20 protein-coding genes are annotated in these 25,027 nt (G+C 34.0%); 6 read left to right on the plus strand and 14 right to left on the minus strand.

The genetic code is table 11. From position 1 onward, the window contains the following. The first annotated feature begins 242 nt into the window (after positions 1-242). The 4 genes from KORDIASMS9_RS19450 to KORDIASMS9_RS19465 all read left to right on the plus strand — a co-directional run bounded on the left by KORDIASMS9_RS19450 (position 243) and on the right by KORDIASMS9_RS19465 (position 3,912). Positions 243-743 (plus strand): GNAT family N-acetyltransferase, encoded by a 501-nt coding sequence (locus tag KORDIASMS9_RS19450; protein ID WP_114904451.1) that lies wholly within the window; start codon positions 243-245, stop codon positions 741-743. A gap of 12 nt (positions 744-755) precedes the next feature. After that, positions 756-1,196, plus strand: coding sequence for a hypothetical protein (locus KORDIASMS9_RS19455; RefSeq protein WP_114904452.1), 441 nt, complete (start codon positions 756-758; stop codon positions 1,194-1,196). A 92-nt stretch (positions 1,197-1,288) separates the two neighbouring features. Then, a complete protein-coding gene (gene rmuC / locus KORDIASMS9_RS19460; protein WP_114904453.1) occupies positions 1,289-2,719 on the plus strand; it encodes a DNA recombination protein RmuC in 1,431 nt (476 codons plus the stop codon). Positions 2,720-3,093: 374 nt separating this feature from the next. Continuing rightward, a complete protein-coding gene (locus KORDIASMS9_RS19465) occupies positions 3,094-3,912 on the plus strand; it encodes an SDR family oxidoreductase (protein ID WP_114904454.1) in 819 nt (272 codons plus the stop codon). 33 nt (positions 3,913-3,945) lie between these two features. On the opposite strand, the gene KORDIASMS9_RS19470 is transcribed toward KORDIASMS9_RS19465, so the two are convergent. The 14 genes from KORDIASMS9_RS19470 to KORDIASMS9_RS19530 form a co-directional block, all read right to left on the minus strand. Further along, a complete protein-coding gene (locus KORDIASMS9_RS19470; protein ID WP_114904455.1) occupies positions 3,946-4,212 on the minus strand; it encodes a hypothetical protein in 267 nt (88 codons plus the stop codon). A 151-nt stretch (positions 4,213-4,363) separates the two neighbouring features. Beyond that, positions 4,364-4,837, minus strand: coding sequence for a hypothetical protein (locus KORDIASMS9_RS19475; protein WP_114904456.1), 474 nt, complete (start codon positions 4,835-4,837; stop codon positions 4,364-4,366). 250 nt (positions 4,838-5,087) lie between these two features. Next, complete coding sequence (locus KORDIASMS9_RS23470) at positions 5,088-5,249, minus strand: hypothetical protein (RefSeq protein ID WP_162820062.1); 162 nt, start codon at positions 5,247-5,249, stop codon at positions 5,088-5,090. 18 nt (positions 5,250-5,267) lie between these two features. Next, positions 5,268-5,558, minus strand: coding sequence for a hypothetical protein (locus KORDIASMS9_RS19480; RefSeq protein WP_114904457.1), 291 nt, complete (start codon positions 5,556-5,558; stop codon positions 5,268-5,270). A gap of 17 nt (positions 5,559-5,575) precedes the next feature. After that, on the minus strand, positions 5,576-6,100 hold the full coding sequence (locus tag KORDIASMS9_RS19485; RefSeq protein ID WP_114904458.1) for a hypothetical protein: 525 nt from the start codon (positions 6,098-6,100) through the stop codon (positions 5,576-5,578). A 72-nt stretch (positions 6,101-6,172) separates the two neighbouring features. Next, positions 6,173-7,351 carry an RHS repeat domain-containing protein gene (locus tag KORDIASMS9_RS19490; RefSeq protein ID WP_114904459.1) on the minus strand — a complete coding sequence of 393 codons (1,179 nt, stop codon included), beginning with the start codon at positions 7,349-7,351 and terminating at the stop codon, positions 6,173-6,175. A 67-nt stretch (positions 7,352-7,418) separates the two neighbouring features. Then, positions 7,419-7,976, minus strand: a complete 558-nt coding sequence (locus KORDIASMS9_RS19495) for a transposase (RefSeq protein WP_114904460.1) — start codon at positions 7,974-7,976, stop codon at positions 7,419-7,421. Positions 7,977-8,517: 541 nt separating this feature from the next. Further along, positions 8,518-9,051 carry a hypothetical protein gene (locus KORDIASMS9_RS19500; protein WP_114904461.1) on the minus strand — a complete coding sequence of 178 codons (534 nt, stop codon included), beginning with the start codon at positions 9,049-9,051 and terminating at the stop codon, positions 8,518-8,520. After that, a complete protein-coding gene (locus tag KORDIASMS9_RS19505; protein WP_114904462.1) occupies positions 9,051-13,082 on the minus strand; it encodes an RHS repeat domain-containing protein in 4,032 nt (1,343 codons plus the stop codon). Before KORDIASMS9_RS19505 ends, KORDIASMS9_RS19500 begins: the two co-directional genes overlap by 1 nt. Positions 13,083-13,130: 48 nt before the next feature. Then, on the minus strand, positions 13,131-17,105 hold the full coding sequence (locus tag KORDIASMS9_RS19510) for a DUF6443 domain-containing protein (protein WP_162820063.1): 3,975 nt from the start codon (positions 17,103-17,105) through the stop codon (positions 13,131-13,133). A gap of 52 nt (positions 17,106-17,157) precedes the next feature. Then, positions 17,158-17,559, minus strand: a complete 402-nt coding sequence (locus KORDIASMS9_RS19515) for a LytTR family DNA-binding domain-containing protein (protein WP_114904464.1) — start codon at positions 17,557-17,559, stop codon at positions 17,158-17,160. A gap of 575 nt (positions 17,560-18,134) precedes the next feature. After that, positions 18,135-18,710 carry a hypothetical protein gene (locus KORDIASMS9_RS19520; protein WP_114904465.1) on the minus strand — a complete coding sequence of 192 codons (576 nt, stop codon included), beginning with the start codon at positions 18,708-18,710 and terminating at the stop codon, positions 18,135-18,137. 223 nt (positions 18,711-18,933) lie between these two features. Next, the gene (locus KORDIASMS9_RS19525; protein WP_162820064.1) at positions 18,934-19,944 is read right to left on the minus strand and encodes a hypothetical protein; all 1,011 of its coding nucleotides are present in this window, start codon (positions 19,942-19,944) and stop codon (positions 18,934-18,936) included. Position 19,945: 1 nt separating this feature from the next. Continuing rightward, positions 19,946-22,105, minus strand: a complete 2,160-nt coding sequence (locus tag KORDIASMS9_RS19530) for a VIT domain-containing protein (RefSeq protein ID WP_162820065.1) — start codon at positions 22,103-22,105, stop codon at positions 19,946-19,948. Between the two features lie 316 nt (positions 22,106-22,421). Here KORDIASMS9_RS19530 and KORDIASMS9_RS19535 point away from each other — a divergent pair, with 316 nt between their 5' ends. Continuing rightward, positions 22,422-24,080, plus strand: a complete 1,659-nt coding sequence (locus KORDIASMS9_RS19535) for a CotH kinase family protein (protein WP_114904468.1) — start codon at positions 22,422-22,424, stop codon at positions 24,078-24,080. 192 nt (positions 24,081-24,272) lie between these two features. Further along, positions 24,273-24,830, plus strand: a complete 558-nt coding sequence (locus tag KORDIASMS9_RS19540) for an acyl-CoA thioesterase (protein ID WP_114904469.1) — start codon at positions 24,273-24,275, stop codon at positions 24,828-24,830. The last annotated feature ends 197 nt before the right edge of the window (positions 24,831-25,027 follow it).

The raw sequence follows: 25,027 nt of genomic DNA on the forward strand, positions 1-25,027 counted from the left end.
CACGACTCTTTTATTTCGAGTAACCAGCTCTGTATAATGTCTACATCGTGTTACGCTTATTGTAAAACAAGTACCGTGCCAAAACGATTGGAATGTTGTTTTTTATTTGTGTTTTAATTCGATAGCTTTACTTAATAATCGAGATTTTGTGTACAAAGGCTTGCTGCTTTATAGTTACATGATTTCTTTGTAAATGTCTTTAGACTTTTTTTAAGGAAATTTACTTTTTTAATAGTTGTGTTTTGAAAACAATACTAGAAACTGAACGCTTGCGTTTGCGCGAGTTTTTATTAGATGATCGTGAGTTCATTTTGAAATTAGTGAATACACCTGGATGGATTGAATTTATTGGTGATCGCAACATTAAAACGCCTGGAGTTGCCGAAGAATACATTCAAGATAACTTGCAAACAGGCTACGCTAACAACGGTTTTGGATTGTGGTTGATTGAATTGAAAGCAACGAAAGAACCGATTGGTATGTGCGGTTTGGTGAAGCGGAAAACATTAGAGAATGTTGATATTGGTTTTGCGCTCTTACCAGAATATGCTCGCAATGGATATACCTATGAAGCTGCAAAAGCGACACTAAAGTATGCGAAGGAGCAACTAAAGTTAGACAAAATAGTTGCTATAACGGATCAAAAAAATGTAGCTTCTATCGGATTGCTGAACAAAATAGGGTTGCATTTTGAAAAAAAATTAGAACTCACCGAAAATGATGCTGTACTTTTATTTTCGTAATAATTTTCTTATATGAAAAAAGAACTTATTTTTATTTTCTTCATTCTGTTAGTATTCTACGGAATTCATGGCTTTCCTACTAGCATGGAAAGACTTGAAGGCGTTTCCACCATTGATATCAACGTGTACGATACGTATTATGTAATTTCTAGTAAATATTATTGGATACTCACCTTATTATTTGCGTTTTCCATGAGTTATTTGGTGAGAATCTTGGTCACAAAATTTCGAAATCGCATTGCGAATTATATATTTTTGATTGTAAATGCACTATTTATTGTTTCATTAGTATACGTCATTCGTTTTTTCAATACAATATTGCGCGATTTTAAAGAACGAGCTGTTGCTATTGATCAAGCTTTTTACAACTTTTTTTACATTGCGACCGCATTTTTTGTATTTACCATTATTTTTGAAATCTATGTGTTGTTTAAAATGCAGCAACAAAAATAGTGTTGAAAAAGGCGTGAAAACTTTCTCCTTCTCAGGCTATATTTTACGTTTAAAATTCATACAAAATAGTATCTTTACGCAAAATTCAATTCATGTCAGACATCGTCATTTATATTGTGCTTATAGTCGTATTTTTAGCTGTTGGTATTTTCTTGGGAATGTACATTGGAAACCTAAAAATTGAAGCAAAACAAGAAGGTATCCGCGAGCGCAATCGCCAGTTACAAGCACAGTTTGATGATTTGAAAACGCAAATGCATGCCGAAAATGCGAAACAAGACGAGACGTTTCAAGAGCAATTGAATGCAATCAAAGGAAATTTAACCAAAACGGAACAGGAACGCGAAGAAATTAGACGTGAAAAAGATTTTTTAAATATTGAATTGGCACGAAGAAATTCTGAATTTGAAAATTTACAGAAGCAATCTGTGGAAAGTGACGAAGCGCTGAAAAAACAGCAAGAACAACTACGCAAAGATTTTGAATTGCTCGCCAATAAGATTCTCGACGAAAAATCAACCAAATTTACCCAACAGAATAAGGAAAATATCAAAAATATTTTGACACCACTTCAAGAAAAGATTCAACTTTTTGAAAAGAAAGTGGAAGACAGTCAAAAGGAAAATATTAGCATTCATTCCGCTTTACGCGAAAAACTATCAGAGCTGAGCAAAGCCAATTTGCAAATCAGTCAAGAAGCTGTGAATTTGACAAAAGCCTTGAAAGGTGATAGTAAAATGCAAGGAAATTGGGGCGAATTGGTGTTGGAGCGCGTATTGGAAAAAAGTGGATTGGAGAAAGATCGCGAATATGTAGTACAACAAAACTTCACTCGTGACGATGGTTCACGCGTGTTGCCCGATGTAATTATCAATCTGCCAAACAACAAAAAAATGGTGATTGATTCCAAAGTTTCGTTGACAGCCTACGAACGCTATGTAAATACTGAGTACGAAGAAAGAGATTTGAGTTTGAAAGAACATTTAACGTCTATCAAACGACATATTGAACAGTTATCTGATAAGAAATACGAAGATTTATACGAAATTGAAAGTCCCGATTTTGTATTAATGTTTATTCCGATAGAACCTGCATTTGCCATTGCCATAAACGAAGATTCTACTTTGTATAGCAAAGCTTTTGAAAAAAATATTGTCATCGTTACGCCAACTACTTTACTTGCTACGTTACGTACCATTGATACGATGTGGAACAACGAAAAACAGCAGCAAAATGCTATTGAAATTGCCCGTCAAGCTGGTGCATTGTACGACAAATTTGAAGGTTTTATGAGTGACCTCATCGGAATTGGAAAAAAGATTGATGCAACAAAATCGGACTATTCTGCAGCGATGAACAAATTGTTTGAAGGACGTGGAAATATCATTCGAAGCATAGAAAAGATTAAGAAAATGGGCGCAAAAGCTAAAAAGTCACTTCCAGAATCTATTTTAAAGCGTGCTGAAAACGAACCAGAAAACGATGCTGTTGCAGACAATGAAGAACCGCGACAGTTGTTGTGATTTTAGCTTTTAGCTTTTAGCTTTTAGCTTTTAGCTTTTAGCAAATTTTATTTATATTATATTCTTACAAAGTATAAATTGCTAAACTTATAAACTACTTTTTGTCGCTTTGCTCCTGTTGTCAGTTAAGTTATTTACTTTTTTTTCTTTTCATAATTATAAACTTTTAAACTTCATTAATCAATTTAAACTTGCTTGTTTTTTAAGGATTTGTTAATTTGCAGATACTGAATTTACCAAAGTTTATCATATAGTAAACCACTTTGGGTAATATTGTAAAGAATTCACGTATAATATCAAAACAAGCCTCGAAGCATTTACATCTCGATTATTGAGGGAAAACTAGAAGCTAGCATTTTATTAAAACTAAACGGTTGAAAAAAACACAAATTAGCATCTTAGGTTGTGGATGGTTAGGCTTGGCACTTGCCAAAAATTTCATTGCGCAACACTACAAGGTAAAAGGTTCTACGACTTCGCAGGACAAAGTAGCAACTTTGCAGGAAGCTGGTATTCAACCATACGTATTTACTTTGGGAACTACGAATGATGCTACTTTGTTTGCTGATTTTTTAGCTAATAGTGATGTAGTGGTGATTAATTTTCCTCCAAAAAGAGTTGCTGATATTGTAAATATGTATCAAGAACAAATCCGTGCGATTTTACCTTTTATTAAGGCGGAACAAAAAGTGGTTTTTGTAAGTTCTACTTCGGTGTATCAAAATACCAACGATTGGGTTTCGGAAGAATTGGAGAATCATCCTGAAAAGGAATCGGGAAAAGCGGTGTTTGCGGCAGAAAATCTACTGAGATCAACATTGCAAAACCGTTTGACGATTCTGCGTTTTGCGGGACTTTTTGGATATGATCGCGTTCCTGGACGTTTTTTGGCGAATAAAAAAGAGCTTTCCAATGGAAATGCTCCTGTGAATATGATTCACCAAGATGATTGTATCGGGTTGATTATGACTGTCATTAAAAGAAAAGCATGGGGCGAAATCATTAATGGTTGTTCTGATGTGCATCCACTCCGAAAGCGTTTTTATGTATTGGCAGCTAAGAAACTCGGACTTACACCTCCAGAATTTAAGAAAGAAGATTCAGTTTCGTTTAAAAAAGTATCGAATATCAAGAGTAAAATGTTACTTCATTACACATATAAACGTCCGAATCCTTTGGTGTTTGTGATGTAGATTTAGCGCTTTTTGCTGTTTAGAATACCTTTTTTATTTAAAAGTTAGCATTTTTCCGTTTCCGTCTAAATCTTCGTAAGCTAATCTTATGTATCCTAAGTGATTTTTGTATTGATAGGTGTAACTAAATCCGCTGATTTTCCCTGGTTTACCAACTACAAATTGTGGCTCTATATAGCCTTCTTCAGTGTTAAAGAACGTAAGCACAACATCTGATTGCCCTTGAGAATTTCCTCTTTTATAAATATAATTCCCAGCGGAATAGGTATGTGTTGTCCCTGTAAACTGAATATCATTCACTATTTTTTCAAGTTAGACTCCGCTTACATAGTAAATGTAGGAAATGAGAACGTCACTTTTTAAAATATAAAAAGCTATTCCAAAAATAGTTCGGAATAGCTTTTATAATTTTAGATTTTTATTGCTTACTAGGGTTTGCTACTAGTAGATACTAGTAAGCTGTAGTACGATCTGTATACATATCTTCACGGAAATAGTATAAAAAACTTACTTTTGAAGAATCATTAATAACTTCATTAAAATTAAAACAAGCAATCCATTTACTTGGTAAATAAGCCACTTTTGCCCAACCTTCTATATCAATGATTTCAGCATTTGAACTTACTTTCTTCACATCTTCATAAGTTGAACCAATTTTTATGTTATCAGATGTAACGTAATTCTTATCATTCACAAATATATAATCAATTATTGAATCTTGCCTTTCATTATAACAGATCAAAAACTCAATACCCTTGTAAATTATTTCATCGCAATCTTTAGTTTGTGAAGGATTAACTAAAATTATTTTCTTGTTCTGCGTTTTATGGTCGCCCAAATTAATTAATTCATAAGGAGTATTTTTTGACTCATTAGTGCAACAAAACAATGAAGTTAGTAATATAAAAAACACAATTTTTTTCATAATTCTAATATTTAATTTGTTTTTGGATAAACTTTTTGTCTTAATTTATCTATCTCTGCAGCAGTAAATACCTTATTAGGTACAACTCGTCTATAAAACTTGTTTATCATATCAATGCGATTATTATATGCTCTTTCCATTATTTTTTCTGTTTCTTAAATAGGTTTACCAGAGATCTGTTTGTGAGTCTGCTCCACTAGGATCTGCCCAAAAAACAGGATTATTATCAAATGCCTGATACGGAGAATAGTCAAAATGTTACAGGATCAATCACTACCCAACGTGCAATGGCAGGATCGTATTGACGTAAGTCCATTTCCAGCATGTTGTTACCTAATTCATTACTTTCCTCAATACCATTATAACCGTAGTTATGATCGCGTCCGATGATCTGAGAATTAAACCCTTTCATTTTAAGCCCAAAAGGATACTAATGATTCTCTTCTTTGATTTCTGTTAATGGATCAATAGTTCCGTTTCCGTCTAAATCTTCGTAAGTTAATCTTATGTTTCCTAAGTGATCTTTGTATTGATAGGTGTAACTAAATTCACTTATTTTTCCTGGTTTTCCAACCACAAATTGTGGCTCTATATAGCCTTCTTCAGTGTTAAAGAACGTAAGCTTTACTGGTGTATTGACTCCTGCATTTTTAGTATATATGTAATTTCCTGAATAGTAGGTATACTTCGTGTTATCAAAACCAGCTTCGGGGTATGTCATACTATCATTATCCTCTATTAATTAAAAATAACACCATCTTTTATTACTTCTTTTATATTCCCTCCTTTATCTAGTAAAAATATGAAATAATTTATTTCACTTTCATTTAATTCATAATCTCTAGTTAGCATTGTATTCTTTACTTTTCCAATATTTCTAGAGAAATATCCAATAATCATATCATTGCCAATCCCTGAAAAACCCATAATATATGAACTTTCGTTACAAGTAGATAAATTTTTCAAGTCCCTATTATACTTTTGAAAAAAATCTTTATTGATACTACTCTCTATTTCTTTTAGATCAGCTTCTGGTATACTCAATTTTTCTAATAAAATTTCATTTATTTCATTTGAGTAATTTGAAAGTGAAAAATAATTAAAATATGGATCAATTATATAACAATCTTCTTTAATAAACTTCTCAATATAATTAATACATGTATTAATTATATTAGATTCTTTTTTTGTTAATTTTTCATGAAAATCTGTACAACTGAATGTCAATATTAAAATACTAAACATTATAAATATATTTTTCATATTATTGATTATTTTAACTTAGTAAATTTGTTTTTGTAAACAATAATTACAGTAACAGGATTACCATTTTTTTCAAAAACTATACTTCCTAGGTTTTTTTTTATCCCAAGAAGAATATGATAAACGACGAGACATTGACTTTTGACTTCTAAATACATTAACTCTTTCTACTGTTGGACCTCCATTATCTAGAAAGGCACCTTGTGTATCTATAAAACGACCATACCTATCCTTATCTCTTTTATCTTTTTTGTTTTTGTAAAAAGAGGCGCCAAATTTTGTGTGTAGTGTCTCGTGAAGAAAAACAAATCCTGTATTCATAGTATCTCCATCGATTCCTACTGCGTTTAGAGACTCTTGAAAACTATTAATTTGATTAGCATCCAAGTAAATATCTCCATTTGCATTAGCCCGAGATCCCTTGTCTCTATTTTTTCTTCCTGATCTTTTATCTACTGTCTCATCTCTACTATTATTCTTTACTCTTATCGTACTACTATCATCATTAATCAAATTAGAGATATAACTACTGGCTGCAGTACTACTATTACAATCTTCTATACAATCTCCAGTTGTTAAAACTGTATTACCATTTTCATCTTTTCTTGTTGTTATTTTCTTTCCTGAGATTTCAGATAAGTTCATCATCAACTGGATTAGCAGCCATTTATCTTCATCAGTTCCACCATTCATTAAATCACTCACATCAACTGTTTCGCCATTTGGATCAATAAAAAATACTGGATTATTTAATGTATAATTGTAAGCTGATTTATCATAGTATTTTTCAGCAAGCGGATCAATATTCATCCAGCGTCCGAGAGAAGCATCATAATTCCTAGCACCATAATCACTCCAATTCAAGAACAACTCATTCTGTTCTTCCTTCCCATTATACCCATACTGATGGTCACGTCCAATAATTCCATTATTGAATCCTTTCATCTTCAATCCAAAAGGATAATAATGATTTTCTTCTTTGATTTCTGTAACAGGATCAATGATTCCGTTTCCGTCTAAATCTTCATAGGAAAGACGAATGTTTCCAAGATGATCTTTGTATTGATAGGTATAACTAAATCCAATGATTTTTCCTGGTTTCCCAACTACAAATTGTGGTTCTACATAGCCTCCTTCGGTGTTAAAGAACGTAAGTACAACATTTTGCTGTCCCTGAGAATTTCCTCTTTTATAAATATAATTCCCAGCGGAATAGGTATGTGTTGTCCCTGTAAACTGAATATCACTCACTATTTTTTCAAGTTTGACTCCGCTTACATAGTAAATGTAGGAAATGAGAACGTCACTTTCTAATTTATTAAAAAAAGAATCCTATATCGTCTGTTTCTAAAATAGTATGATCTTCTTGGTAATTTTTAGCACTTGAATATTTCCAATCAATTGGATTTGTAACAAAACCACTTTCTACAGGATTGTTATGGATATACTGTATTTTTTGTTTGATTACTTTTTCACTCCATAACTCTATTGGTTGGTTATGATGCTGCCAAAACTGATGTTTACTTGTCGTTGCATTCTTTTTACCTGCTCGTTCAAACATCCATAATAGCCATTCTTTTCTGCTTTCTTGCGGGTTATTTTGAATGGCTTCTATCACATTTTTTGATGTATGTCGCTTAAAATCTCTTAGTAATTCTGATGGTTGACCTGTACTTGAACGAAAGATAAAATGTACATGACTTGGCATAAAACAATAACAATATAACTCCATGCCTTTTTCTGCTCTGCAATAATTTACACTAGCTGCTAACACATCAAAATACATTTGCCGTGTAAATACGTCTATCCAATTCACTGTTGCAAAACTTACAAAATATAAACCATTCTTGTTATAAAACTTATAATTCCTACTCATATCCCAAAATACAAAAAGCTATACTAAAAAATTAGCACAGCTTTTAATTCTTATTGCTCACTCGTACCCGCCACTAGCTATAAGCTAGCGGGAGCAGGGGTATCAATTTTGTAAGCATTATAATTATAGCTTCTTTGAAAACTGTGTTTACAAGCCTTACAATAATAACGTTGCCTGCCGCTTGATTGTTTGCCATTTTTAACTGCTAGACCTTTACAATTCTTACATTTCATATTTTTCTATCAACTAATTTGAACCACTAAGATCAAAAAAACATATTTTAAAGCCTTTAAATGCCTTAAAAAAGAAAAGGATGAACATTATGTTCATCCTTTTACAATATAAATCTATTTTTAATTTATTGTTTTACAAATATTTATGATTCAAAATTAGTTCATCAACTATTCTATACCATTACCCATTTAAGTTAATCACTGTCTTTCAGTTATTTATATTTCAGATTAAAGCTATGCCCTAATTTACACCATTACCGATTATGGTTTAGATTAGAATTATATTCTAATTTATATCATTATTAAGGTCAGCCAAAAATGACAGAACCTTCGTCAATGACATATTTAATATCACCCATTTTGTCAATGAAGAATATAAAATATTGATATTCCATTGGTCGTTGCTTATCATCACCCTTTTGTAATTGTTTTTTAGTTATTTTATTGTGGTAATATGATTGATAAACAATAACAATTTCATCACTTATTCCAGAAAACCCAATGATATTATTAGACTCTTCACATGATGATAAATCATCCAATTCTTGGCTATACTTGGATAAATATTTTTTGTCTATGTCACTTTCAATTTTTTGAATCTGTTTTTTACTTTTTGATTTAAAATACTCTTTAAGGTATTTATCCTCCGAATTAGAATATTCAGAAATATCGAAAGAGTAAAATTTTGGGTTAATTAAATAACAATCTCTTTTACTTTTTTCTTTTATATAATTTAAACAGTTATTTATGATTAAAAATTCTTTTTCTGATGATATTTCTCCAGAATCGTTGCAGCCTATTATTACAAATAAAAAGCTAAAAATTATGAATAGTTTTTTCATTAAAATAATTTTTTTGAATTTAAAAATTTAATGTGATTTACAATAGGAACATTAATTTGGTTTCCATTTTTTTCAAAAGTTATACTTCCTGGATTTTTAGGATCCCAAGATGAATAAGATAAACGACTAGACAATCCCTTTTTTTCACTTCTGAACGAATTAACTCTTTTTACTGTAGGGCCTCCATTATCAATAAAAGCTCCTTGGATATCAGGAAAGCGACCATAATTATCTTTATCAATTTTGTCTTCGTTACTATTATAAAAAGATGCTCCAAATCTAGTATGGAGTGTCTCATGAAGAAAAATAAACCCTGTATTCATAGATCTGTCATCAATCCCAGCTGATTTTAGAGACTCTTGGAAACTATATATTTGGTTAGCATCTAAATAAATATCTCCATTAGGATAGGCTTGTGAACCTGAATCTTTAGCATTTTTTATTTTGCCATTTTTATCTTTGTATTTTATTTTATTTCTACTATTATTCTTAACTTTTATTACACCACTATCATCACCAAGTAAATTATTAATATACCCATTAGCTGCCGAACAATCCTTAGAATTATCACTACAACCATCTGTTGTTAAAACTGTATTACCATTTTCATCTTTTCTTGTTGTTATTTTCTCTCCTGAGATTTCAGATAAGTTCATCATCAACTGGATTAGCAGCCATTTATCTTCATCAGTTCCACCATTCATTAAATCACTCACATCAACTGTTTCGCCATTTGGATCAATAAAAAATACTGGATTATTTAATGTATAATTGTAAGCTGATTTATCATAGTATTTTTCAGCAAGCGGATCAATATTCATCCAGCGTCCGAGAGAAGCATCATAATTCCTAGCACCATAATCACTCCAATTCAAGAACAACTCATTCTGTTCTTCCTTCCCATTATACCCATACTGATGGTCACGTCCAATAATTCCATTATTGAATCCTTTCATCTTCAATCCAAAAGGATAATAATGATTTTCTTCTTTGATTTCTGTAACAGGATCAATGATTCCGTTTCCGTCTAAATCTTCATAGGAAAGACGAATGTTTCCAAGATGATCTTTGTATTGATAGGTATAACTAAATCCAATGATTTTTAGTGGTTTAGCAGGATCAAATTGCGGTTCTATATAACCTTCCTCACTGTTAAAGAACGTAAGCTTTACTGGTGTATTGACTCCTGCATTTTTAGTATATATGTAGTTTCCTGAATAGTACGTATACTTCGTGTTATCAAAACCAGCTTCAGGAACCACAGTATTCGTATATACACTTTTTTCAAGTTTTACTCCAGTTGCATCGTAAATGTAAGAAATAGTACTGCCATTGTCAAATGTTATTTGCGTTGGTATGTTTAAGTAATTGTAACTGATGCTACTAATTCCTTTATTTTTATCCTTGACCATGTTTCCATTGTCATCATAGCTGTAATCATTGTTCGCATTGGTTGGATCGGTACTTGATGCTACGTTTCCATCGTTAAATCCAAAACTGACACTACTTGCATCGGTTACATTGAGCAGTTGATTTCCATTGTATTGATACGACAAGTTGTCCATGATACCAAAATCGGTAGCCGCTGCATTTTTGTGTCCATCTCTCATTAAACTGAGTATGTTTCCATTACGGTCGTAATTTATATTACTCAAATTGTATGTATTGGTATTATCAACGGCTCCTTTTATTCTATTAAGGGCATCATACTCATATACATAGTTTTTTAGTGAACTGTCTTGTCCTTTGGTTTTCCAAAGTGTACTACTTATGTTTCCATTGAATAATTGCTTTGTTGGATCAGCAATGTCATTGTATTTGATGGCAAAACTGAATAAATCATTGTTTTGATCATTTACATTATTGATTCCTTTTAACCATCCGCGTACGTTATAGGTAAAATCAACTTCTTGCAATTCTTTTTCTAAATCGACAAGGACTACATCTCCAATTTTAGCATTAGGACTGTAAATAGAAATATCTCCCATCAGCGGATTGATCGTACTTGATCCGTTAGACACATAAAAAATTACTCCATTTTTCAGGTAATAGATTTTTGTTCCTCTGCGCTCAATCTTAAAGATATCTCCTGTGAAATAGGTGGTTTTATCGCCTAAGTTTGTGCCACTTTCATATATTTGAACATCTCCCCAAGACGTCATATACATTGCATAATCCATACTACTGTAACTATTGTCTCCTGCCGTTTCTGCAAGTCCAATGATTACCGCAGCGTTGTCTTGTGGTATTTGATAGCTTAGGTATCCGTCTCTTGTAATTGTTGAAGTTGTTGTAAGTGCGGCATCCCAAGCATTGGTAGTTCCTGTTTTGGTAATGGTATTTCCGTTAGCAGAAATATTTACCAAGTTTGTATATGTACTGATACTTGGCAATGTTCCGCCAACTTGCTTCTTTTCTAGTTGTCCAAGTGCATCATACTGGTGTCTTGCCATCAATTCCTTACTTCCACCATTGATTTGCTTAGTTTGATACAGCAAACGAGAATTTTCATCATATACATACTCGTCAACGGTTACGATGGGACTGTTATTCGCTTTGACATGCGTGGTTCTACTTTCTAATACTTTTCCTGTAAAGTCTAAATGCATACTTACTGCATCTTGCGTATCTAAATATTCATTTTTTGATGTAATATGAACCGCTTGTGCCTTTTCATCGTAATACGATTCACTGATTGTCCAATCGTTAGTACCAATCGTACGCACTTTTCCTCCTGTTGGAAGTCCTTTTACATTCTGTGTAAACGCTTGTCCGTATACGGCATATCCAATATGAATGTTTTCAATGATTGCATTTTGATCAATGATACAACCACTCCCTACAAGTGTTCCTGTATAATCTGATGTAATTACATGGAAAGTAACTCCGTTTTTCTTGAATAGAATTTGATTACCGTAACGCTCTACTCGCATGGTATCTCTTTCTAAAGCGTACATTACAGGAATTGATTCAAGATTTGAACCATTGTATACATATATACGATTTCCATTAGCTCCCGTTGATATTCTATAATTAATAGAAGTATGACTCGTTTGTGAAGCCATCGCTTGATGCGAAAGTCCTACCATCATACGTTTGTCTGAAACTCCTAACGTATATTCAATGTAGCCGTCACCTTCAATAGTACCATTGGTGATGAATCCTGCATTGGTCCATGAATCAGAAAGTTGTTTTTCATAAGCTGTTTCTTCTGTATTTAGTTCCAATCCAGTTTGACTAATTTCATAGTTTGCTTCCAATGAATTTTGAGTTTCCCACAAATAATCATCATAATAGTTCACCGTTAATACAATAACTGAATTATCATTTGGATAATTGAAATTGGTATAAAATGTAGATGTACCTCCAATAGCACTTATACTATTTGTTCTAGTCTCATAGGTACCAGTAGCATCCATTTGTGATTGAAGCGCTGCACGATCTCCTGTATTGATAACGAGTCCTGTGTAAATTGCTCTCCCAAGAATATCATATTTGGTAAATAACCATTTGTCTTCTGCACGTAAGTTTGCATCTTGTGTGAGTACTGGACGATCTAGCTTGTCATACACAATGTATTCTTTTTCTTTTGCCGGTATTTCCTTTTCAATCAGTCTGTTTCTATGGTCGTATTTGTATTGATAACAAAGCTTTGTCAGTTCATCAGCTGATACACCATCTGATAAATCGACTAATGGTGGCAATACATAGGCTAAATTTCCATAATCATCATAAATATAATAAGTGTCATGACGTTCCTCTTCATTATACGCTCTCTTTAAAACAACACGCCCTAACTTATCCTTAAACTCTTCTATGGTATGGTCTTTAGGATTAGCACCACTAGTTGCTGGTTGCCAATTTTCATCTTTTACAATAGATTTGTACAACTCACCTTCAAGGTAATATCCATCTTCGTTTAAGGTAACATTCGTAAATCCTGTACTTGTATACGTGACACTAAAACGTTTTACATTGTCAAAAGCCATGTCCGTAAACACACCGTTGTGGCTATTGGTTTGATAGTCCATTTTGATGGTATGATCGGTATCTACAGCGGCATCTAATTGCCAAGCAAGTCATGGAGCACCTTGCTCTAATACTCTTGAAAGTGGTGATTTTTCAAATGACTTTTCACTGTATGGATTGGTCGTATTTTCATATTTGGTAGTATTGTAAAACGCTGCTTGATCGCTAAACATATTTGCATGATAGCTTCCGTTTAGAGAAGTAGCTGCATACGGTAAAAACTCTTTCACTTGTCTGCCCAAATCATCATAATCAAAAGGTGTGACAATATCTTCTCCGTTTCCTCCTTGTCGAATGCCAATAGCTTGTTCTGCTCTTCCCAAACCATCTGCATAATTGATAGTTTCAATCTTATCCCAATTTCCAAGGTTTAGACCATTTAAGGTTGCTTTTTGATATAGTGTTGATTTTACGTAATTGCGTAAAGAATTATCGCCATTGGTATAAAAGTATTCGTTAGCACTTAAAATATTATTTGCTGCATCTTTTACTTTTTCAAGTCTGTGAACGTCATCATATTCAAAATAACTTGTGTATCCTCTTGGATCTGTAGTTCTAGTTACGCCAACCATTGGATTGTACGTTAATGTTGTTACCATAGCATCTGGAAACGCACTTCTCAATGCTTCTAAAGTGGTTTCCAACGCTTCTTCAGAAGGAATATCTGTATCTGCATTAGAAGCCAAATATACATTTGCAAGTGCTGTGGTTTGTTCACTAGTCAAGTTAGCATAGGAAGCATTTTCAAGTTTTGCAATTGGATACATGCTATTATAGCCCCAAACATAGCTAATATGTGTTCCATCTGTTTGTGATACTTCAATAGGTTGCCCATAAATAGTATAGTCATGAAATTGTACTCTTGATTGTTTTTGTGTATCCGCTTTGGCACTTTTAATTTCTGACACTTTGATTACATTTGGATGAAATTCTTTAAAAAAGCGTTGTGTATCATAGATCAGCGTTCCGTTTTTATATTGCTTGGTTTGAACAGGCGATTCAATTTGATTGAGTGAGACCATCTTATTCAAATATGTTTGCTCAGTTGTTGAATATTCATAAGTCCAATAATCGTATGGATAACGAATTTCCTCTTTATAGATCGTTGTATTTCCACCTTCAGCAAACTCCGACGTCTTTTCTCTAATTCTATTTTTATAATTGTAGATAGATTTTGTGGTAGTAACTGTTTCCGAAGCCACATCATTTTCATCATAGAAAAATTCTTTTCGAGTAGTTTCACTTGGCAAAAGAGTTCCTTTTATATAATCAAAAGTGGTATAGCTTACATCTGTTCCTGTTCCTGCAATTGGATCAGGATTGGAAGAGTGACAGGTTCCTACACTTGGCTCTTGAGATAAATTTACATCACAGATAGCAGATGGATTATCAACAGTTCCTGATGCATACGTGCTAAAAGAATTGTAAAACTGATCCCATGGGCAATCTACATTTTGAAGTTCAAACATGGTATGTGAAGTTTCTGCAATACTAGATACATCTGTGTATTGATATACTTCTTCTATAAGTTTTTTTCCAGATTCATCAAAAACTTCTTTTTTCTCAACAACGCCACGTTTGTAATCCTTATTTTCTACAGGAGAAAACGGATAGTTTGTATTACTCAGCGTTAATATCTGTACATCTCTAGGTGATATAAAGGTATATAGCTCATTGCCCGAATTTTCTTTGATAACGGACACCTTTTTATAGCCTACATAATTTCCTTTGGTTGTCGGAGTTAATACTTCATTTATATCCCTAATCACTTGATATTCTACCAGTTCAGGAGTCCGAATAAAAGTATTATCATACTCACCACAAATATAATGATATATAAACGGATGCATTTTTCCCTTGGTATAAGTTCTACTGTTTAGATTGGCTTCATACGAACCACTAGATTTCGCTAAATCTGAAGAACGTATGGGTTCGATATCGCCTTCAAATTCTTCTTCAATATCTTCGTAATTGTAGGTTGTTTTTTGCTTTTCATCACCGTTATCCGTAAAGGCTACTTCTTGAATACGAAGTCCGCCACCTTTCATTATTTTAGTAACAAGATTGAATTCGGTGAATTTTAAATCAACAGTAAGTGACACACCGGTTTGAGAAAAATCACAATCGGATAACTCTACTCGCGGAGTTGTTAGCTCTATAAAATACCAACCTGAAGATATTACTGGATAATCATCTCCGTTTTCTACATCAAACGTAAAGGCAAAATTACTTGCGGCATGTTCAAAATCAGACACATTAAGTCCTGTATAATTTCCATTTGTTGGTGGTGTTACAGTAACTCCAGCTCTTGGAACCGCTCGTGATAGTGAAAGTCGATGCTTACTCGTATTTCCACAAATATCTACTGCTAAACCACTTTTAAAAATTTGCACTTTTTGAGCTCTATCAATATACAACAGCAATTTATTCGCAGAGTCATCTTCATCAAGTTCAATATCTAAAGTTCCGTAACGGTTGTATATCTGTCGATTATCAGAAATTTTCGTGTAATCATAATTCGCAGCTCCTTGATAACTAAAATCATTACTTTCAAAAGTAAATTCTTTTTTTCCGCCAAGCGGATAGGTAATGGACGCTAGTGTTCCCGTTGTAATCTTCAAAGGGTTTACAGCACGTGAACTAATAATCAAGCTATTGTTATTAACAGGATCGTTGTTATTTCCATTGTAATATCCCCAAACATCTTTCAAATCACTACCAAAACCAGGAAGTTCCTCCATATTTTCATAGTCAAGATCATATTGTAAGGTTTTTGTGCCAAAAACTTCGGTAACGCCCGTTAAAAACAAACGGTTATTGACAGAAGTTGTAAAACTAAAGTTGATACGCTTATGCAAGTCTCCATTAGTGTCAAAAATTTCAATATGGTTTAGTTTTGTACCTGAATTATTATTAGTGTAAATTCTATGTGCTCCAAACTCAGGATGCCCTAAAGTCAAATGATACTTAATCTTAGAACCATCGCGCATTGTGACTTCGTCTACGTATTTCTGATTTCCTTGAATTCGTTGTGATGAATTAATATATTTAGGGAGTAACATTCCTTTGTTAAGATCTGATACTTCACTCGCTCCAAAGGCAGGACTTCCTAAAAATAAGTTTTTTGTCGTTGAAGTTGGCGTACTATAATTTTCTTCTACTTGTTGATACGTAAAACTACAAAGAACTGTATTATTTGGTAAAAGTACTTCTTTTAAGTGCCACGCATTTGTGGTACCATTCCCCATTGTTGTAGAACCTGTTGAACTACTCCCAAACTGACTTGTTGTTATAGTTTCATTATAAATAGCACTAAAGCTTTTTTCTTCAAAAACATACACATATCCGTTAGTGTCTGTTACTTCAAATTTTGTAATTTCAAAACTTGAATTGTGGTAAATAGTAATCTTATCATTCGTATCACTACCAATAATTACAGGCGTTAGTTGTCCTAAAACATTTTTGATGATGAAACGACCGCTTCTACCAAAAAAATTATACTGATACAAGTCATATTGGGAATCATATTTTTCAATCCCATTGGCTGTTTTCCATAAAAACTCTTCTTTATCTGTCAGTGACAGACTGGCGAAATTTTTATAACCATTGTGTAAGACTCCAAACCCTAGTGCTTGAGAGTTATTTTCATCTGGAATACCACGAACGGTTCTAGAAATTACGCCTCCTGTTGCCATGGAAAATCCTGTTCCGAGCCAGCCCGAACGCTCATCAATACGAACACCTTGTGTGTTGTATTGTATGCCAATAGAATAATTTAGCATATCAGAAATAGCGACTTGACCTAAAGGAATACCAATAGTTGCTTGTCCAGAATATAAATCTACTGGAACTTCTTCAAATCGCATCAAACTTGCTACTGTAGGCGAAGGTGGAACGATAGTTGGCAGTGCAATATCGTCTTGTCCATTAGGGGAACTTTGTCCGCCACTATTTGGAACACTTATTTGTGCATACATAAAGCCAATGCTTAGAAACAAACACAAACATGCAATACATTTTTTCATAAATTTTTAATTTTTGTTTACGTATTAGTTTTTTATTTAAGTAAGGATGTATTTATACCGCCACTCGAAATGGCGTGTTAAATTCTTGGTTGTGTATCATCTTGGAAATCATTCGATTCTTTCGATGACTCACAGGAAGTACATGTGCTCCATTTAAATGCACCAACCTGTAGCGCGGTTCATACTGTTTTAAATGTGAAAGATTGATCAAGTACGAACGATGGATACGTGAGAAGTTGTCATCAGAAAATAGTTCTTCATAAAAACCTATGGCTTTGCAACTGAGTACTTTTGAACCATCTTTTAAATATATCCATGCGTAACTCTCACAAGCTTTTACATAAATAATCTGTGACTTTTTAATGTACGCGCCCTTATGTTTACTTCCAATACGGAGATAGCTATGCTTATCTTCAATAAGAGGCTTTTGTTTTTTTCTTTTTTCTACAATCATGCAATGCGTTTTTAGTTACTATTTCTATTAAAAAAAAATGGGGAAAATGGCGGTAGAATTTTATCTTTGAGTACTAAAGGAAGGTATTATTCCAATTACATCCAATATTATTTTGTAAGCGTTGATTTTCAAAAATAAGCGTTGATTTTTTGTAAGAAACACTATTTTTTTCTTACAAATAAAATGTTAACAAAATTTTTAAGACTTACATCTCTTATGTGCAAAAATCTAAAATAAAGTCACAAAATCTTCCAATATTGACGTGATGATTCTGTAGTTGCAGTGAAGTTATATTTTACAAGAATTTTGGTTGATCTGTATATGAAATTCATACCTACATTTCAATAATTCTCAATCAATTTGAAAATGAATTTTCATACAAAATTAACGTACCAAAATACCAAGAGTCTTTATACTAAACATGTCTAAGTGAAACGATCTAAATCGCTTGTGCTGAACCTGTCGAAGCAAAGCGTATCCAAATTTCCAATAAGTCAACTCAAAAAAAAACACCTCATCTTTGTATAGATAAGGTGCTTTTGTCACGATCGCGTTTGTGGAATTTCCGATTCATGTTATGCGTTTTTTACGGTAATTGCTACGGCTTTTCCTGGCTCAAATTCATGGGTTACCTCTACTTTTTCCAATTGCTTCATTAAGTTTTGATCTTTGATCCATTCGCCATTTACAAATAAAGCAACTTCGTAGATGTTTCCTTCTGTGTTCAATTTTACACGCAATCCTTCGTAGTTGGAATCGTATGCTTTCACAACACCTTCATAATTTGCCTTGAACCATGCTTCTGCTTCTGCAGCTTTTTGGGCTAAATATGCTGGTGAAGATTCTCTTTTCTTTTTCGCTGCCACTGCTTTTTCCAATGCTTTTTTTAATTCCAATTCTACTGTTGCGATGCTGTCCGCTTCACGTTGCGCTGCTGCTGCTTCCATTAATTTGATTTCATCTTGCATTTTGGCATACGCAATACAATCTTCCATTGCTTTTTCTTCAAATTGAGTAGTAGTTTCCTCTACTATATTTTCAATTGGCTGAAGCGTTTTTACGGCTTCTACTTTGTTCTCTTTTGTGGCTGTGTTGCATGCAATTACGGTTAATGCTGCTAGACCTAATGCTGTGAATGTTGTACGTTTCATAATTACTTGTTTTAATTGTTATACTTGATTTATAGTTCAAATATCAGACGAAATCGACGAACAATTTGGGTAGCTTTAGTATTCGTTAGGAAGTATCTAGAATTCGTTGCCGATGGAAGAAATTTATATCGTTTTTAACCTAAAACGCACGGAACATTTAAACTGTAAAAACCTTGAAAAACAAATGCTTTCAAGGTTTTTTTGTTGTCTCTAATATTTTTTTTCACACTTTCGTGTAATTGTTTCCGTTAACAACCACAGGCAAGTATTCGTGTTGGGCATTTTGCTTCATAATCGGTTGCATGACACATAAAACCGTTGTTTTCCCTTTGATGCGTAACGTATTGCCTCGCACTTTTGCCAACCATCTAAATTTTTTAATTGGAATATTAAATGCTTTGATTGTGCTTAGTAACTGTTCATCTTCGGAAATCCAATCAATGATTTCTTGTGTGTTGTTGAAGTTTGGAATATCTTCTTTGGCTTCAAACTCAAATTCCCACTCTACAGGAATGTTGAAACGATAGGTATACAATTCACCAGGCAATTGTTCTGCACGCGTTTTTAAAATAGTTTCCCAATCAACTTTTACATTTCGATATTTCTGTTGAAATTCCATCGCCAACGCTCTCGGTCCTGGCGAATGTGCCGTTGGATAATATCCATAATAGGTTTTTGCCAAATAATGTCCCACATACTTTCCACCAAACACATTGAAATATTCAGAAGCGTATAACGGAATGTTTTTACCTGTTGTAAAAGCATTTTTTAAACTTTCCAATAATGCTGTATTAGTTCCTAAACCGCAGGAATGAAAAATGATTTTAGTGTCGTTTCGCAAGAAATTTTCAGCTAACGGAACAATTTCACTGTTTTTAATCGCTACTTGTAGAGTTTCCATTGTAATTCGTTCACCATCACTTGTCGTTTTCATGGACAAACCGCGCCATGGATTGCTGTGACTTACAATGTGAATGTCTCCATACACATTCGCATCATAATGCAAACGCAACCACGCTAAAATATCTACCAAACTCTGTGCTTCTTCCACTACTTGACAGTATTGATTGACAAAATAGTTTTTAGCGTTCGTATAATACGTATTGTCACCTTCATCAAAACCTGCAATAAACACTAATGGTTTCGGTTGCTTGTATGTTTGTAGTGCTGTTTCAGTTCCCGCGAAAGCGGAAACCGAACAACACCAAAACACTATAAAACAGATCTTCTTCATCTTAGTTATTCTTTATGGTAATGGTTACTTTTTGTCCAAGACTAAACACTTCATTCACTTCCAATAAGTTGATTCGCTCCAACAAAACTTCATTCAAAATCCAACTGCCATTCACGAGAATTTCTACTTTTAATATCGTGCCGTTTTTGGCAACTTGCACACGAATTCCATCATATTTTTTCAAGTACTTTGCTACGATTTTTGCATAGTTTTCACGGAACCAAGTCGTTGCTTTTTCATGCAAGTTTTTGTGATCATTTTTAGCCATTTTTGTACGTTTTTTTCGTTTGATAAACGTTTTCCCTTTAACAGAAGCTTCCGCGCCAACCGCACTATTGTTGACATTTTTCGGCAATGGCAACGGTTGTTTTACAACTTTACGCTTGCCCTTTTTATTTACTACTTCGTTGTCAACTGCTACAAAAGAAGTGTATTGCGTTACCAAATTGTATTGCAAACCAAGCTTGATGACTTCTTGTTTTGTATTGTCGCCAAAGCGTCTTTTATAGTCGTCTAAACGTTCTATTTTTTTACGTGCCCATAAGTAGCGAAGTGCTTCGTTATCGGTACTCAACATACCATCCGATACCCGAAATTCCTTATGAAAAATGCCGTTTCCTGTCTGTCCGGTAACTGTCAACGTGCCTGTAGCATCGCCTCTGTATTTTCCGAAAACCAAAATCGGACGTGAGGCAAATACATCGGGAATGCTGCTTGGCGTGACATCATACGCATCAAAACCTTCTGCTTTGATTCGAATTTGCGTCAGTAAAGGTGATTTGATATAATTTCTAAACTTTTCTGCTACTGTGTTCGCTTCATTCATCTGTGTCGCAATAAACGATTCGCTACTGCTAACTTTTGCCATGCCTTCCAACAAATATCTGTTGACACTTGAACCAATTCCGAACGTAAACACATTGGCTTGTCCCAAGTTTTTTTCAATCATTTCAAAAGCTTGTCGTTCCACACTTACATAACCGTCCGTAATCACTACCATAGATCGTGCGCTAGTTTTGTCCATTCGTGGCAACGCATACGCCGTTTTCAGTGCGTTGAGCAAATTGGTGCCACCACCACCACGCACATTGGTTAAAAAGTTGATGCCTTTTTGAATGTTTTCTTCTGTACACGTCAAAGGCTCGGTAGCCAATACGCGCGATCCGCCTGCAAAAAGTAAAATGTTGTATCGGTCGGTTTCTGGTAGATTGACCAATAAATTACGCAATAATTTTTTAGAAACTTCCATCGGATAACCGTTCATAGAACCCGAAACATCCACTACAAACAAATATTCTTTTGCCGTAGGTTTGAGTTGTACCGATGCTTTTGGCGGTTCCATCATGTAAGCGAAGAATTTTTCTCCGTCTTCTTCATAGAGTAATAATCCCGATTGAATTTCTTTGCCGCGCATTCCGTATTTTAAGATAAAATCGCGATTGGATGCATTTTTATTTTCAGCAGTTAACGAAACTTCGGCAATTTTAGTATTTGGATACTGAACTTTGATGTTGTGTGTTTGGGAAGAAACATCGGCAATCGGAATTCCTGAATTGATTTGGACGTTTAAGTCATACGCAAACGTATCTGCCACACCTTTTTTCGTGTATGGTTGATTGAACACTTTTTCGCCAGATGTATTTTCACCTGTAAATCGCGGTCCCACTACATTGGGAAAGACAAATTCGTAACTTCCCGCCAAAGGCACCAGCATTTCTGTATAATATAGGTCAATCGTAACTATGTCGTTTTGGATGATGTTTCCAACGTTCATTTGAAACACATTCGGACGATGTTGATCGAGTTTAGCAGCTCGTTTTCCTTCTTTGAGCGCTTTGTCATACACACGTTGTGCTTCTTGTTTTTCGTAGATTTTTGCGTTGATCGTACGATCGCCAATCGTCATTTGCATTTTGTGCACCGCAGCTTGGGTTGACAATGGAAATACATATTTCGCTTCAATGGGAATGTTGCCTGTATTTTGATACGTTTGCGCAATGTGTACATGCGCAATGTTTCCTGAAATTTTTACCTCAACATTCGTTGATTTTAAAGGAATCACTGCATTTGGTGTCAATACTTCTAGGTATGGACTTTCGGTATTTTGCGCAAATCCGATACTGGAAATGAGCGCGATAAAAAAGAGACAAATATGTTTCATAGGATTGAGATTTTGATAGTTTTTATTTGTTTGATGATTCAAATATCATATCAAAACCGCATAAAATTTGGTGTGTTTTAGTATTCGTTGTGGATGATCTAGAATTCGTTTTGAAACGTGTCCTATCTCACGGAAGTGAAAAAAATAAACAGCTAAAAGCGCATACTTTTTTTAAAAAATACCACGCTAACACCTTTACTTATACACGTGTTTTTACCTGATTTACAATACTTTGTAAGCTTTTTTTATTAATCAACTATTTTTTCTCCTATATTTAATTCAAAGAAAACAACCACTAACCTTTAATATCCATCTTATGAAACGTTCCTTTCTATACCTTTTTATAGCCAGTTTAAGTTTGAATATATCATGTAAAACGAATGTAGAACCCAAAGTATTATTTCAAACTACGTATAGTAGCGCAAAAGACTCGCTGACTATTATTGATGAAGAGAATGCCTTAGTCACGATTTCTTTGAACGATACCGATTCGTATTCGAAATATACTTATACCTTGAGTGATGAAAACGGAACTGTGCATACAAATGACACGCTTCCACTTTCCAAAGAGTTTTCTGTGGATGTAAAGAAAACAGCCAAATTTAAGAAATATTCCAATCAAGATGTAGACCTCAACGTGACGCTCATTGGTGATGGAGTTAGCAAAACGATTACACGTGATATTGATTATCTATTTGACGCCACTTCGCCAATTCCGTATGTAGTGATACAAACCAAAACTGGTGAGTTTCCTGTTGATAGAACACGTTTAGATGCGGACTTTGAATTTTATGATATTCCGATGAAAGATGGTTGGTATAGTATGACTGGTGATCATCAATCGGCATCAGGAACCATTCATGCAAGAGGACAAGGAAGTTTGGGATTCCCGAAAAAAAGTTTCTCATTAAATTTCGGAAAAGACAATCCGTTGTCTATTATGGGCATGCCCGATAGTCATAAATGGGTGATGATTGCCAATTGGGTAGATACCTCTCAATTGTGTAATAAAGTTTCGTATGATTCGTATGCTGAAATGGGACATTACGGTCCGCAAAGCAGACATGTACAAGTGTTTTTGAATGGCGAATATTGGGGATTGTATACGTATGGAGAAAAGATACAACGTGGAAAAAATCATGTGAATACCGCGAAGAAAAGTGATGGTGGATTTATTGTGAAAGAAGTAGATAATGCGCCTGATTTTACAACAATTACAGGAAGAACATTTCAGTATGAATATCCTGATAATGAAGAAGCAACAGACGAGCAAAAAGCACATATTCAAGAAACTATAAATTCATACGAAGTAAAGGTAAAGACTGGACAAGATTGGGAAGAAAGTGTCGCTGAGGAAGCTGAGATTGATTATTTTATCATGACTGATGTTTTTGCGAATCCAGATAGTTATTATAATGGTAAAAATGTATTCTATTTTTTGAATCTTGATAACAAGTTAGAACCTGTAATTTGGGACTTTATTTGGGCATTTGGAACACCGTATTATACCTGTAATAACAATAACCCTTGGTGTTATATTTATTCGCCAATTGGTGCTGCATATTGTCCTACTCCAAATTGCACTTGGGGAACAGCAAATTTAAAACCTCAAAGTGAGTTAATGTATGGCAATCCAAATTACGGCTATTCTGTAGGCTTTAATCGTTTTCAATTGATGAAATATTATATGAAAACAGCACAAAATGTGAACATGTTTAAAGATCGGTATTCCGATTGGCGAAATGGTACAAATGGAAAAAAGCCCGTACTATCTGATGCTAATATTTTAGGAAGAACGGATAAATTGATTGCGATTTTACGTTCTGGTGAAATTTATAAAAAAGATAGTATCCGCTGGTCTGTTGATCCTGATTTTAGCAATAGAGCGCGATTTTCTCCAGAAGACGTTCGTACTAAAATAAAAGAGCGATTGCAATTTATGGATGGAGTTGTGCCGAATTTGAAAGTACAGTGATCATAAAGTATGTATGTAAATCTTACATCACATCGAGTGCAATAGAGAAGCTAAAGGAAACTAAGACTTTAATTGAATCTCGACTGCGCTCGATTTGACATTTTTGTCACAAAAGTTGATCATTAAATTTAAAAGAGTTTTATTTTTTAGTGAAAGAAGCCTTATTTTTACGGTGTAAACCTAAAAAAAACTATGTCCATACATTATAAATCTGCTTCAGCATCAAGAGTTTCCATTTCTGAATTGATGTTGCCCTCCTACTCAAATTTTAATGGAAAAATTCATGGTGGTTATATTCTTTCATTATTAGATCAAATTGCATTTGCCTGTGCTTCCAAACATTCAAGAGCGTATTGTGTAACAGCTTCTGTAGATACGGTTGATTTTCTAAATCCGATTGAAGTGGGCGAATTGGTCACGATGCGCGCTTCTATCAATTATGTGGGCCGAACTTCGATGGTAGTTGGCATTCGCGTGGAAGCGGAAAATATTCAAACTGGCGTAGTAAAACATTGTAATTCATCCTATTTTACCATGGTTGCCCGTGATGATGATGGAAAGAGCGTAGAAGTTGACGGTTTAATTTTGGAAAATACAACAGAGATCAAACGCTTTTTAAAAGCCGTAAAACGTATCGAAATGAAACGCCATCGCAAAGAAGAATTTGATCGTGCAGATTTTGTTCCAGAAGAGTACTTAGCAGATTTAAAAACGTATAAAGTGAAAATTACTTGCACGGATCAATTGTAGTGGAATTGTGTGTTAGGTTGCTTTGCGCATTGTTCTTAGCTGTTGGCTGTTATTTAAATTTAGCATTTTAACTTTGTTATTTATTTATTTATTTATTTATGCGTTCTTAAATACATTTTACAAAACGTACCAGAAGCTAAAAGCCTAAAAACAAAGCTTTCCAACTATTATTCCCGTATTTTTTAACATTTTGAAAA

The organism is Kordia sp. SMS9 (assembly GCF_003352465.1).
GTDB lineage: Bacteria > Bacteroidota > Bacteroidia > Flavobacteriales > Flavobacteriaceae > Kordia.

Excerpts from the sequence above, each read along its gene's own strand:
- KORDIASMS9_RS19455 (WP_114904452.1), top strand. The coding sequence starts at position 756 with ATGAAAAAAGAACTTATTTTTATTTTCTTCATTCTGTTAGTATTCTAC.
- rmuC (WP_114904453.1), top strand. The coding sequence starts at position 1,289 with ATGTCAGACATCGTCATTTATATTGTGCTTATAGTCGTATTTTTAGCT.
- KORDIASMS9_RS19475 (WP_114904456.1), bottom strand. The coding sequence starts at position 4,837 with ATGAAAAAAATTGTGTTTTTTATATTACTAACTTCATTGTTTTGTTGC.
- KORDIASMS9_RS23470 (WP_162820062.1), bottom strand. The coding sequence starts at position 5,249 with ATGAAAGGGTTTAATTCTCAGATCATCGGACGCGATCATAACTACGGT.
- KORDIASMS9_RS19480 (WP_114904457.1), bottom strand. The coding sequence starts at position 5,558 with ATGACATACCCCGAAGCTGGTTTTGATAACACGAAGTATACCTACTAT.
- KORDIASMS9_RS19485 (WP_114904458.1), bottom strand. The coding sequence starts at position 6,100 with ATGAAAAATATATTTATAATGTTTAGTATTTTAATATTGACATTCAGT.
- KORDIASMS9_RS19495 (WP_114904460.1), bottom strand. The coding sequence starts at position 7,976 with ATGAGTAGGAATTATAAGTTTTATAACAAGAATGGTTTATATTTTGTA.
- KORDIASMS9_RS19500 (WP_114904461.1), bottom strand. The coding sequence starts at position 9,051 with ATGAAAAAACTATTCATAATTTTTAGCTTTTTATTTGTAATAATAGGC.
- KORDIASMS9_RS19505 (WP_114904462.1), bottom strand. The coding sequence starts at position 13,082 with ATGGACTATCAAACCAATAGCCACAACGGTGTGTTTACGGACATGGCT.
- KORDIASMS9_RS19510 (WP_162820063.1), bottom strand. The coding sequence starts at position 17,105 with ATGAAAAAATGTATTGCATGTTTGTGTTTGTTTCTAAGCATTGGCTTT.
- KORDIASMS9_RS19515 (WP_114904464.1), bottom strand. The coding sequence starts at position 17,559 with ATGATTGTAGAAAAAAGAAAAAAACAAAAGCCTCTTATTGAAGATAAG.
- KORDIASMS9_RS19520 (WP_114904465.1), bottom strand. The coding sequence starts at position 18,710 with ATGAAACGTACAACATTCACAGCATTAGGTCTAGCAGCATTAACCGTA.
- KORDIASMS9_RS19525 (WP_162820064.1), bottom strand. The coding sequence starts at position 19,944 with ATGAAGAAGATCTGTTTTATAGTGTTTTGGTGTTGTTCGGTTTCCGCT.
- KORDIASMS9_RS19530 (WP_162820065.1), bottom strand. The coding sequence starts at position 22,105 with ATGAAACATATTTGTCTCTTTTTTATCGCGCTCATTTCCAGTATCGGA.
- KORDIASMS9_RS19535 (WP_114904468.1), top strand. The coding sequence starts at position 22,422 with ATGAAACGTTCCTTTCTATACCTTTTTATAGCCAGTTTAAGTTTGAAT.
- KORDIASMS9_RS19540 (WP_114904469.1), top strand. The coding sequence starts at position 24,273 with ATGTCCATACATTATAAATCTGCTTCAGCATCAAGAGTTTCCATTTCT.